The organism is Ruegeria sp. HKCCD6647-2, assembly GCF_057221075.1.
Map to the genome: position 1 here is coordinate 480,979 of NZ_JBWVBD010000002.1, position 11,913 is coordinate 492,891.

Sequence of the window (11,913 nt, forward strand, 5' to 3'; positions counted from 1 at the left end):
GATCAGTTCCCTCGTCCATTGAAGGTGGTGTCCTTGTACGCCCGTTCACCATTGGTCAAGTCTTCGACCCAGATGCGCACCGGAGTCGCGCCTGCGGCTGCCGGTCCCGTTTCCTTTGACGCAACGATGTAAACGCGCGTCAATTGTGCCGTATCCGCAGACACATTGACAGTCTCGCCTTCGATACCCTCAATCTCGATCCGCATTGCCGGATCTCCGGCCAGCGACAGCCTGAACGGCCGATCCTCGCCATGCTTGTTGCGCAGACGGACATCATAAGTGTTTCGGATCGTCCCATCGGACAGGGTCACAAATGTCGGGTTGCGAACCGGTGCCACGGTCAGATCGATATCGGACCGGATGAAGAGTGCGAACAGCAATGCAAATCCGACAAGCGACCACAGCGCCGTGTACATGATGGTCCGTGGACGCAGGATGTGTTTCCACACACTCTTGGGCGGTTTCCCTTCGCGTTCGCGCGTCTCGTCGCTCAGCGCCATGTAGTCGATCAGACCGCGCGGCTTCCCGATCTTGGCCATCATGTCGTCGCAGGCGTCGATACACAGGGCACAGGTGATGCACTCCAACTGTTGACCGTCACGAATGTCGATACCCACCGGGCAGACATTCACACATGCCATGCAGTCAATGCAGTCGCCCAGCTCGGACTCTTCAGTTCGCTTGCCCTTTCCGCGCGGCTCTCCGCGCCATTCGCGGTAACCAACGACCAGAGTGTCTTCGTCCATCATTGCAGCCTGGATCCGCGGCCAGGGGCAGGCATAAATGCAGATCTGCTCGCGTGCGAACCCGCCGAACAGGAAGGTTGTGCCGGTCAGGATCAGTATGGTGGTATACGCCACCGGGTGAGCGTTGCCAGTCACCAGATCACGCGCAAGCGTCGGCGCATCGGCAAAATAGAAAACCCAGGCTCCGCCTGTCGCCAATCCGATCAGCAACCAGACCGACCACTTGGTCAGTCGCAACCGGGCCTTACGAAAGTCCAGCTTCTTCTGTCGATGCAAACGCAATCGGGCATTCCGGTCGCCCTCAATCCAGCGCTCGACCAAGATGTAAAGATCGGTCCACACAGTCTGTGGACAGGCATAGCCGCACCAGACCCGCCCCAAGGCGGACGTGAACAGGAACAGGCCCAGCCCTGCCATGATCAACAGACCGGCGACAAAATAGAATTCGTGCGGCCAGATTTCTATCCAGAAGAAATAGAAGCGCCGGTTTGCCAGATCCAGCAGCACCGCCTGATCCGGCAGGCTCGGCCCCCTGTCCCATCTGATCCATGGCGTCACGTAATAGATCCCCAGCGTGATCGCCATGATGATCCACTTCAGATTGCGGAATGGTCCAGATACCCGTCTCGGAAAGATTGGTTCTCGGGCGGCATAAAGACTGGGGGCAGGATCGGGTGCGCTCACGGGTTGGCTCCGGGTGTGGCTATTGCTGAGGACTAATTCCAGATCACAGGCATTCAAACTTTGACATGGGTCAAAATGCGCATCGAGCAAATACCTTTTATCACACTTCCGGGGATTGCCGTATCAACCACTGAACAAACGTCTTTACGGACGGCCGGAGTGCGGTTTTTGCCGTTAAAATATGGTATCCGCGTTCATTTGGCTCGGTATAGAGCTCGACGAGCCGCCCTGATCGGATGTCATGCTCGACGAAATGTCGCACGGTCACGGTCACGCCCTGCCCCGCGCGCAATCCTTCCAGCACCAGATTGCCGGGCAGCTCGATACGTCCGGCGCTTGGCCCGTGATCAACGCCGTGTTCGGCCAGCCATGTAGTAGCTTCGGTTGTGCCCAGCTCTTCAAGCCAGGGCAATCGCCCCAGTTCTTCCGGGGTCCAGTTGGTCTTGCCGTCCAACAACTTGGGCGCAGCGACGATGACCACGGGTGTTTTCAGAAGCATTTGCACATCGACGCCGGGCCAGTCTCCTGCACCGTACCTGATGGCAACATCCACTCCGCCAGGATCAAGACTGACCAGGCTCGGCGACGGATCAAGTGTCAGGTCGACTTCGGGGTGCGCCGCCTGGAATGCCGGCAACCGTGGCATCAGCCAAGACGCGGCAAAGGATGACGTCAGCGAAACATGCACCGGACGCTCCTCGCCGGACTGCCTCAAGGTGTCTACAGCCGTTCCGATCGCGCCAAAGCCAAGCTGCAAGGCGCGTGCAAACTGTTCGCCTTCAGCTGTCAGCGACAGGGACTTACCCGATCGATCCAGCAAAGCAACACCCAGGTGCCTTTCAAGCGCCCGCAACTGCTGGCTTATTGCAGCATGACTGACATTCAGCGCCGCGCCGGCCTGAACTACATTTCCCTTTTCGACAAAGGCCGAAAAGGCCCTGAGAGACGCCAGAGGCGGAAGACTCAGCCAATCCATATGTAACTCCTGCTTACATATTGGAATGGCAATTGAGTCGCATTTCCGACCCCAAAGATCAATCCTTTACCTAATCGAAACCAGATACAGGAGAGATCCCATGCTCTCGATCTTTGCCAGAACATTCATGATTGCCTCCGGGGTTCACGACCCGGGAGTTCGTGCCGGCAAAACCAAAGACGCGCCCAAAGGGGTATGGCTGCCGGACGGCCATTGGTGGAAGGAAAAAGAAAAGGAAGGCAGTGTCCGCACATCGTGATCTGCCTGGCGACCCATCTGGACCGGAACACGGCAAGTTTGTACGTTGCAAAAGCGGCACCGGCTGTTCAGGAAACGCGCGAACAGATGGAACAGCCGGTGCCTCAACCTTCGGGCGGGAGACCGCCCGGAGGTGTTCCCTGGACATTACTGACCGCCGCCCAACTGGTGGACATAGGCCGACACAGCGCGAATCTGCGCCTGGGTCAGACGGTTTTCCCACGCAGGCATGACGCCAAAGCGGCTGTTGGTGACAGTCTCGGTCAAAGCCTCTTCGCTGCCGCCATATAGCCAGATCGCGTCGGTCAGATTCGGTGCGCCCTGGAAGACGTCGCCTGTGCCGTCCTCACCGTGGCAGGCCGCACAGTTGTCTTCAAAGACAACCTTGCCCGCCTGCGCCGCGGCATCGTCAGTCTGAGCATTGGTCAGCGACATCACATATTGAACCACCTGAGTGATCTCTTCGGGCTCGAGGATTTCGCCGAATGCCGGCATCTCGGAATAGCGCGCATCGTCGCTTTCCTCGTTACGGATACCGTAGGCGACAGAGTATTCGATGTCCTCCAGCGCACCGCCCCACAACCATGCATCATCCAGCAGGTTCGGGAAGCCCGGCGCGCCCTGCGCACCCGACCCGTGACACTGAGCGCACCAGGTGCGGAACACAGCGCCACCCGCGTTGACAGCGTATTGCTGCAATTCGGCGTCCTTGGAGATGTCCTCCAGCGGCGTCTCTACCAGCTTGGCGTTCCATGGCGCGTTCGCTTCCTCGAACGCGACCATTTCCTGCTGTACGATTTCGCGCGAGGACCAGCCCAGCACACCGGCAGTTGCCGATTGGACCAAGGGCCAGGCCGGATACATGATCGTGTAGATCACGCCCCAGATGATCGTGGCGTAGAAGGTCCACAGCCACCAGCGCGGCATCGGGTTGTCGAATTCTTCAAGCCCATCCCAGGAGTGTCCGGTTGTCTGCGGATCACCCGGTAGTTTTTCAGGTGTCTTACTCATTTCCGCGCCTCCTCGGATGTGGCGGGTTTGTCTTCATGCCGGAACGGAATGTTGGCTGTGTCCTTGTATTCCTTGCTGGCACCAGGGCGGAAAACCCAAATGACGATGCCAATGAAAAAGGCAAACAGCAGCAGCAGCATCCAGCTGTCGGCGAACTGCCTGAGGAATGTGTATTCTTCCATCACACCCTCCTTAGCGGCTCGGATCTGGGGTAAAGGTCGAGAAGTCGACCAACGTACCCAGCATCTGCAGATAGGCAATCAAGGCGTCCGCTTCGGTCAGTTCGGGCTGACCGTCGAAGTTGCGCACGTTGACCTTGTCGCCATAGCGTTCCAGCAAACCGTCAAAGTCGCTGTCCGGATCAGCCTGAGCGCGGAAGTCCGCAACCGCGTTTTCCAGCATCTCGTCGGTATAAGGTGTACCGACCAGAGCGTTCGCAGCCATGATGTCGCCGATATATTTGCCGTCCAGCTTGCGATGCTCAAGGAAGCCGTATTTCGGCATCACCGATTCAGGCACAACCGACTGCGGATCACGCAGGTGGTCCATCTGCCACTGGTCCGAATACCGGCCACCGACCCGAGCCAGATCAGGCCCGGTCCGCTTCGATCCCCACTGGAACGGGTGATCATACATCGACTCGGCCGCCAGCGAATAGTGGCCATAGCGTTCGACCTCATCCCGCATCGGGCGGATCATCTGGCTGTGGCAGACATAGCAGCCTTCGCGGATGTAGATCTCGCGCCCGGCCATTTCGAGAGGGGTGTAAGGGCGCATGCCCTCCACCTTCTCGATGGTGTTCTCAAGATAGAACAGCGGGGTGATCTGCACGATGCCACCGATGGTCACGACCAGAAAGCTGAACACCAGCAGGAGGGTCGCGTTGGTCTCGAGGATCTTATGTTTGTCGAGAATTGCCATTGCTCCGGCCCTCCTTATTCAGCCGGGACCGCGACGGTCAGGCTGGCCTCTTTGGCCGGCGCTTTCCGCACGGTCATCCACAGGTTGTAGCACATGATCACAGCGCCAGCGACGAACAGGACGCCACCCAGAGCACGCACCACATACATCGGGAACTTGGCCGCCACGGTGTCGGCGAACGAGTTCACCAGGAAGCCATTGGCATCCACTTCACGCCACATCAGGCCTTCCATGATACCGGTCACCCACATCGACGCGGCGTAGAGCACGATGCCGATCGTAGCGAGCCAGAAGTGCCAGCTGACCATCTGCAGCGAGTACAGACGCTCGCGCTTCCACAGGACAGGCACCAGGAAGTACAGCGCACCAAAGGTGATCATGCCGTTCCAGCCCAGCGCGCCCGAGTGCACGTGACCGATGGTCCAGTCGGTGTAGTGGCTCAGTGAGTTCACGGCGCGGATCGACATCATCGGACCTTCGAAGGTGGACATGCCGTAGAAGCCGACCGAGATCACCATCATGCGGATCACCGGGTCGGTGCGCAGCTTGTCCCATGCACCCGACAGGGTCATCAGGCCGTTGATCATGCCACCCCAGGACGGCATCCACAGGATAACCGAGAACACCATGCCCAGCGTCGAAGCCCAGTCAGGCAGCGCGGTATAATGCAAGTGGTGTGGACCAGCCCAGATATACAGGAAGATCAGCGCCCAGAAGTGGATGATCGACAGCTTGTACGAGAACACCGGACGCTCGGCCTGTTTCGGGATGAAGTAGTACATCATGCCCAGGAAGCCTGCAGTCAGGAAGAAGCCCACGGCGTTGTGGCCGTACCACCACTGGATCATGGCGTCTTGGACGCCCGACCAGACGATGACCGATTTCGAACCCCAGACGCTGACCGGAATGGTCATGTTGTTGACCAGGTGCAACATGGCGACGGTGACGATAAAGGCCAGATAGAACCAGTTGGCGACATAGATGTGGGGCTCTTTCCGCTTGACGATCGTGCCCAGATAAACGGCCAGATAGGCGACCCAGACAACCGTCAGCCAAAGGTCGACGTACCACTCGGGCTCGGCGTATTCCTTGGATTGCGTGCCGCCCAGCAGATAACCGGTCGCGGCCAGTACGATGAATAACTGATAGCCCCAGAACACGAACCATGCGAGGTTTCCGCCCCACAGGCGCGCGGCGCTGGTGCGCTGAACGACGTAGAACGAAGTCGCGATCAGCGCGTTACCGCCAAAGGCAAAAATCACCGCCGAGGTGTGCAGCGGACGCAAACGGCCAAAGTTCAGATATCCCTGCGCCCATTCGAAGTTCAACGCCGGAAAGGCCAGCTGGAACGCGATGAAGGTCCCTGCCAGGAACCCGACAACCCCCCAAAACGCGGTCGCGATCACGCCATAGCGGATCACCCCATCCATGTATTCACCTGAACGGTCTACAAGAATATCTGGCTCGTCTGTGTTTCTAAGCGTCCAGATGAAAAGACCACCGGCAATCAGCATTACCAGTATCGCGTGCACCTGATACGCCAAATCTCGTGCGTAATTGGACCCGATCGCGGCAAACACCACGACCAGACCAAGCACGATCAGCTTGATGTAATTTGACATATTGCGTCCCTTTGCCATGCCTCGCGCGATTCTTGGTGCCGCACGAAACCCGTTTGACTGCGTGTTTTAATGCAGTGAGGTTGGTAATCTTGCTTTGATCTGTGTCAAGACAAGTGGCTGTTTTCTGTGACAGGTATTTTCGCAGAGGCAGGTGCAGGCCCTGATCCGGCCCGCACCTCGAAACAAGAGGACGACATGGCTTATAAATCACTCTTGACGGTCATGACAGAAACCAGTCTGGCAAAAATCGCATTAAACCAGATGATTGCCCTGGCCGAAGTACAGGATGCCCACGCCGAAGCCCTGTGCCTTGGCGTCGACCGCAGCCAGACAGGTTACTATTACGCTGGTGCAAACGCATTGATTCTGCAGGAAACCCTGAGCCGCGCGAATGCCGAGGCCGATGCAATACAGACCCTCGCCAAGGATATTCTGGGCAAGTCGAACGTCCGCTGGTCGACCGAAAGCGGGGTTGCCCAGATTGCCGATCTCGGACGTCACGTGGCGCGTCGGGCAATGTTCTCCGATCTGATCATCCTGCCGCGCCCCTACGGCAAAGACCGCGATGCCGAGGCTGAACCGATTGTCGAGGCTGCCATGTTCGAAGGCCACGCCCCGGTGCTGCTGGTCCCCGACGAGGCAAAGCCAATAACAACGCCTAAGACCGTGATGATTGGCTGGAATGAAAGCCCTGAGGCTATGCGGGCCATTCGCCGGGCCCTGCCGCTTCTGAAACAAGCCGATCTGGCGCGGATCGTTGTCATCGACCCACCCCGACACGGACCTGACCGTTCGGATCCCGGCGGGATGCTATCGCAAATGCTGGCCCGGCACGGTGTGAAGTGCGAGATCGACGTCCTCAGCAAGACAATGACACGCGTATCAGACATCCTGAATCGCCACGCCGCAGATACCGAAGCCGATTTGATCGTCATGGGTGCATATGGTCATTCGCGTTTCCGCGAAGCCATTCTGGGCGGCGCGACACGGAATATGCTGGAACAATCGGAAGTACCGGTTTTTCTGGCCCACTGAACGTTGGATTATCGGGCGCCCTGGCCACGGGTCTGGGTGTTAGATGACGTCTAAGTCTTGCGCACCAATCCGATAAGAAACAGCAGGATCACCGCGCCGACCGTCGCAAAGAAGATCGAGGAAAACAGCCCTCCGCCGACAGCGAAACCCAGGGCCGGGAAGATCGTGCCGGCCAAAAAGGCGCCTACGATACCGACAATCACGTTTCCGATCAGGCCGAACCCGCGCCCTTCCATGATTTTGCCCGAAAGCCAACCGGCAATCGCGCCGATGAAGATCATCGCCAATACGCTGCTGAATTCCATATCCCGCTCCTGATCTTGACTGGCAAGGGCCCGTCCGGCCAACCGTTACACTAGGAAACCACCGTCCGTGTCATCGCCCGCCTCTTCCATGAGGCGCCCCATATCGGGGATCGTTACGTGGCGCTTGCCTTCCAGAGTGATGATCTGATCCTTTTTCAGGGCCGAAATCTGCCGGCTGACCGTTTCCAGCGTCAGACCAAGATAATCGGCCATCGCCTCGCGGGTCAGCGGCAGATCGAACACGATCGGCCCCGACATGCCCTTACGATGAATTGACGCGTCCCTGCGCGCAATGATCGACAGCAGGCTGGCTATCTTCTCGCGCGCGGTCTTGCGCCCCAGCACCAGCATCCATTCCCGCGCGGCATCCAGCTCGTCCAGCGTCATCTGAAGCAAACGATGGGCGATATGCGGTGTCCTTCCCATCAGCTCTTCAAATGGTTTCTTGCGGAAGCAGCACATTACCAGATCGGTCGTGGCGATCACGTCGTAAGCCGCAGATTCGCGCCCCGGTCGCCCGACGAAATCGCTGGGCAGCAAAAGGCCGACCATCTGCGTCCGCCCGTCTTCCATCGTTTGCGTCAGTGACGCAATTCCGGACACGACAGAGCCAACGAAATTCATCGGATCGCCGGACCAGATTAAGGTCTGTCCGGCCTCAAAACTACGATAATATTTAATACTCTCAAGCTCTTCCAGCTCGTCTTTTTCGCAATGCGCACACACTGCCCGATGCCGGATCGGACATTCTTCACAGTTGGTGTGCTCATACAAAGCCTTGAGTGTCATTCGCGTTTCCACTTGATCTCGGTCAAAGTATCTGAGCCTCTCCCGGTATAGCCGTATCGTTATGACAATAAAACCGCAACTGGCACGGCTTGGACTTTTTGACGCGAAAGTACCGCGTTACACAAGCTATCCCACAGCCCCGCATTTCAATAATGACGTAGGGTCAGATCTGTTTGGCGACTGGGTATCCGGCATCGCTCCGGGCAGCGCCATTTCGCTCTATATCCATGTGCCTTTCTGCCGCAGACTTTGCTGGTTTTGCGCCTGCAGAACGCAAGGCACACAGACAGACAACCCAGTCATCGCTTATGTCGATGTTCTGAAGGCAGAACTGGACCTGCTGGCGGCCCGCCTTCCCGAAGGCGTGAAGCTGTCGCGCCTGCACTGGGGCGGCGGAACGCCAACTTTGCTGAACCCCGATCTGATGCGGGAACTGGCTGCCCGTATCCTTGACACCGTCCCCCTTGGCCCCGATGCCGAATTTTCGGTCGAGATCGACCCGAATGAAATCGACGAGGAACGACTGGACGCGCTGGCCGAGGCCGGCATGAACCGCGCTTCGATCGGTGTTCAGGATTTCGATGACGAAATCCAAAAGACCATCGGACGCATTCAGGGTTATGACGTCACGCGTGACGCCGTCGAAATGATCCGTGCCCGCGGGATATCCAGCCTGAACGCCGATATCCTTTACGGACTGCCCCACCAGACAAAGGCGCGCATGACCGAAAGCGTGCAGAAGCTGCTGTCTCTGTCGCCGGATCGCGTTGCGCTTTACGGGTATGCGCACGTGCCGTGGATGGCAAAACGCCAGCAATTGATCCCTTCGGATGCACTGCCGACGCCGGAACAGCGGCTGGAGCTGTTCGAAACCGCACGTCGATTGTTCCTGTGGGACAATTACGCCGAGATTGGTATCGACCACTTTGCAACGCAGGATGACGGATTGACCCATGCGCTGAAGGCCGGGCGGCTGAAGCGGAACTTCCAGGGTTACACGGATGATCAGGCCGAGGTTCTGATCGGAGTGGGCGCCAGCTCGATTTCACGGTTTCCTCAGGGGTATGCGCAAAATGCGCCGGCGACCTCGGCGCACACCAAGGCCATCCGCGACGGTCGCTTCTCAACTTCGCGCGGACACCTGTTCAAAGGTCAAGACATACTGCGCGCGCGCCTGATCGAGGCGCTGATGTGCGATTTCCGGATCGACACGGCCGAGATTCTGCGGGATCACGATGTCTCCCGGTCGGAGTTGCAACAGATGTACAAGAGCGCAAACGCCGCGTTCGACGGATTGCTGCAGATTGACGATAGGGGTCTGTTCATACCGCCGGAAGCGCGCGCTCTGACCCGCATGATTGCCCGCAACTTTGACGCCTATGACCTGAGCAAGGCCGGGCACAGTTCGGCGATCTGAGATCTGTTTGACGGGCCGGTATTCGGCCCGTCCCCTTCTAAAACGGCACGGGGGCTTGACGCACGCCTTCGGTTTTCTCCACACTCTAGGGGTGGAGAGGCCCGCCTCTTCGCACTCTGAGGCAGGCGAAATCGCAGACAGTTCTTGCCGGCGCAAACGCGTTCGACAGCCCTTTTCGTGCAGCCATTCTGCAACCTGAAAGAGGGACAGCACTCATGCGCGTTTTCACCGTCCTCGGCCCCAGCCAATCGGGCAAATCCACCCTGGTCGAGGCCATCAGCCGCCTCGACAGCCGCCCAACAACATTCGACGTATCCGGGACCGTGCATTTGCACGGTTTTTCTTACTTGGACGAGCCCTGGTGCGCAATTGACGTGGATGGCGGCGGCGATGCGCTGGCCTATGTCGGGCCCGCAATGGCCATCTCGGACGCCGCTGTCGTGGTCGTGCCACCCGACCCGGACGCAGCCGTCCTGTGCGCACCCTATCTGCGGCTGGTCGAAGAGGCCGGCATCCCCTGTTTCCTGTTCATCAACCGCATGGACAACCCCAACGGGCGGATTCGCGATATAATCTCGGCCCTGCAAACCTATTGCACCCATCATATCGCCCTGCGTCAGGTGCCGATCCGCGAGGGGGACACGATCATCGGTGCCGTCGACCTGATCTCGGAACGCGCGTGGAAGTATCAGGAAGGGCAGCCCTCGGCCCTGATCGAACTGCCGCAGTCGGTGGAAGACCGCGAGCAGGAAGCCCGCACCGAGTTGCTGGAAACACTGTCCGATTTCGACGACAACCTGCTGGAACAGCTGATCGAAGACAAACAGCCACCCAGCGCAGAAATCTATGACCTGGCCGCACAGGTGCTGCAAAACCATCAGTTGATACCGGCCTGTCTGGGCGCGGCGAGCCACGGGAACGGTCTGACCCGTCTGATGAAGGCCCTGCGCCATGAAGCGCCCGAGTTCGACATCGCCGCGGGACGGGACGAAGCCGCGGAAAACGCGCGGGCCATTGCCGGATTCGCAGACGTCAAGAAACATATCGGCAAGATCATCGTCCTGCGCGGTCTGGGCGACGGCGTGAAAGCACATGAGCCCCTGGGCGGCGAAACGGTCGGAAACCTGACGACGCTGGATGCCAAAACCCAAATCGGCGCGCTTGAGGCCGGTCAGATCGGGTTGGCCGTGAAGTCCGACCACCTGAACCCCGGCTACCTGTATGACAGCAACTCGGCGACACCGCTTCCGGAATGGGCGGCTTCGCACCCGGCGGCGCACCGTCAGGTCGTATCGCCTGCCCATGAGCGGGACGACGTGCGGCTGTCCAATGCCCTTTCTCGCCTGGTCGAGATCGATCCTGGCTTGCATCTGGAGCAGGACGAACTGAGCGGCCACGCGGTTCTGGGATCGCAAGGGCCACAGCATATGCGCCGCGTCTCTGCAAAACTGGCCGAAGATTTCGGGATCGAGATCGAAGCTGAAGCTGCCGAAACGGCGTATCGTGAAACCATCCGTTCGAAAATCGAACACCGTCACCGTCACCGCAAGCAGTCTGGCGGCGCAGGCCAGTTCGCGGATGTGGTTATCACGGTTCAACCATTGCCGCGCGGTTCAGGCTTTCAGTTCGAAGAGGTGGTCAAGGGCGGCGCGGTGCCCAAGAACTACATCCCATCTGTTGAACATGGTGCCAAGGATGCCCTGGTACAGGGGCCCGAGGGGTTCCGCGTGGTGGACGTCAAGGTCACACTCAGCGACGGCAAGCACCACAACGTCGATAGTTCGGACTATGCCTTCCGCACCGCAGGTAAAAATGCCGTGCGCGAGGCGTTGCCAGAGGCCAAACCGGTTGTCCTGCAACCGATCCTGAATGCAGAAATCCACCTGCCTTCTGTCTTTGTGGGGGATCTGGTGCCAACCATCAGTTCGCTGCAAGGGCAGGTGCTGGGGTTCGAAGGAAATCCCAACGCCTCGGGCTGGGAGATTTTCAACGCGCAACTGCCTGCCGTAGCTCAGGACGAACTGCACCGCACCCTCGCCAGCGCTACGCGCGGTACCGGTTGGGTAAAGCTGCAATTCGATCACTATGAAGAGTTGCGAGGACCGGTACCCACGCCCACACAACGCAAGGAAATCGCCTAGGCGACTAA

General features: G+C 58.8%; 12 protein-coding genes. 4 read left to right on the forward strand and 8 right to left on the reverse strand.

The window, feature by feature from the left end; all coding sequences use genetic code 11:
• Nucleotides 1-2 precede the first annotated feature (2 nt).
• Both ccoG and AC2TDJ_RS08365 read right to left on the reverse strand, forming a co-directional pair.
• Nucleotides 3-1,430: a cytochrome c oxidase accessory protein CcoG gene (gene ccoG, locus AC2TDJ_RS08360; RefSeq protein WP_480841099.1), complete on the reverse strand. Its 1,428-nt coding sequence runs from the start codon at nt 1,428-1,430 to the stop codon at nt 3-5.
• Between the two features lie 100 nt (nt 1,431-1,530).
• Nucleotides 1,531-2,406, reverse strand: a complete 876-nt coding sequence (locus AC2TDJ_RS08365) for a LysR family transcriptional regulator (protein WP_480841101.1) — start codon at nt 2,404-2,406, stop codon at nt 1,531-1,533.
• Nucleotides 2,407-2,506: 100 nt separating this feature from the next.
• Between AC2TDJ_RS08365 and AC2TDJ_RS08370 the strand changes: the two genes are divergently transcribed.
• Nucleotides 2,507-2,665, forward strand: coding sequence for a hypothetical protein (locus AC2TDJ_RS08370; RefSeq protein ID WP_480841103.1), 159 nt, complete (start codon nt 2,507-2,509; stop codon nt 2,663-2,665).
• 146 nt (nt 2,666-2,811) lie between these two features.
• On the opposite strand, the gene ccoP is transcribed toward AC2TDJ_RS08370, so the two are convergent.
• Genes ccoP through ccoN form a run of 4 tightly spaced genes read right to left on the reverse strand, consistent with a single transcriptional unit; the run spans nt 2,812 to nt 6,218 of the window.
• On the reverse strand, nt 2,812-3,675 hold the full coding sequence (ccoP, locus tag AC2TDJ_RS08375; RefSeq protein ID WP_480841105.1) for a cytochrome-c oxidase, cbb3-type subunit III: 864 nt from the start codon (nt 3,673-3,675) through the stop codon (nt 2,812-2,814).
• On the reverse strand, nt 3,672-3,857 hold the full coding sequence (locus AC2TDJ_RS08380) for a cbb3-type cytochrome oxidase subunit 3 (protein WP_480841107.1): 186 nt from the start codon (nt 3,855-3,857) through the stop codon (nt 3,672-3,674). The genes ccoP and AC2TDJ_RS08380 overlap by 4 nt, the downstream gene beginning before the upstream one ends.
• Nucleotides 3,858-3,867: 10 nt before the next feature.
• On the reverse strand, nt 3,868-4,596 hold the full coding sequence (ccoO, locus tag AC2TDJ_RS08385) for a cytochrome-c oxidase, cbb3-type subunit II (protein WP_480841109.1): 729 nt from the start codon (nt 4,594-4,596) through the stop codon (nt 3,868-3,870).
• Between the two features lie 14 nt (nt 4,597-4,610).
• On the reverse strand, nt 4,611-6,218 hold the full coding sequence (gene ccoN / locus AC2TDJ_RS08390; RefSeq protein WP_480841112.1) for a cytochrome-c oxidase, cbb3-type subunit I: 1,608 nt from the start codon (nt 6,216-6,218) through the stop codon (nt 4,611-4,613).
• Nucleotides 6,219-6,413: 195 nt separating this feature from the next.
• Here ccoN and AC2TDJ_RS08395 point away from each other — a divergent pair, with 195 nt between their 5' ends.
• Complete coding sequence (locus tag AC2TDJ_RS08395) at nt 6,414-7,253, forward strand: universal stress protein (protein WP_480841114.1); 840 nt, start codon at nt 6,414-6,416, stop codon at nt 7,251-7,253.
• A 50-nt stretch (nt 7,254-7,303) separates the two neighbouring features.
• Here the strand turns inward: AC2TDJ_RS08395 and AC2TDJ_RS08400 are convergent, their stop codons facing one another.
• On the reverse strand, nt 7,304-7,558 hold the full coding sequence (locus tag AC2TDJ_RS08400) for a GlsB/YeaQ/YmgE family stress response membrane protein (protein WP_480841116.1): 255 nt from the start codon (nt 7,556-7,558) through the stop codon (nt 7,304-7,306).
• Nucleotides 7,559-7,603: 45 nt separating this feature from the next.
• A complete protein-coding gene (fnrL, locus tag AC2TDJ_RS08405) occupies nt 7,604-8,347 on the reverse strand; it encodes a transcriptional regulator FnrL (protein WP_480841118.1) in 744 nt (247 codons plus the stop codon).
• Between the two features lie 61 nt (nt 8,348-8,408).
• Here fnrL and hemN point away from each other — a divergent pair, with 61 nt between their 5' ends.
• Nucleotides 8,409-9,764: an oxygen-independent coproporphyrinogen III oxidase gene (gene hemN, locus AC2TDJ_RS08410; protein ID WP_480841120.1), complete on the forward strand. Its 1,356-nt coding sequence runs from the start codon at nt 8,409-8,411 to the stop codon at nt 9,762-9,764.
• Between the two features lie 215 nt (nt 9,765-9,979).
• Complete coding sequence (locus AC2TDJ_RS08415; RefSeq protein ID WP_480841122.1) at nt 9,980-11,905, forward strand: elongation factor G; 1,926 nt, start codon at nt 9,980-9,982, stop codon at nt 11,903-11,905.
• Nucleotides 11,906-11,913: the final 8 nt, after the last annotated feature.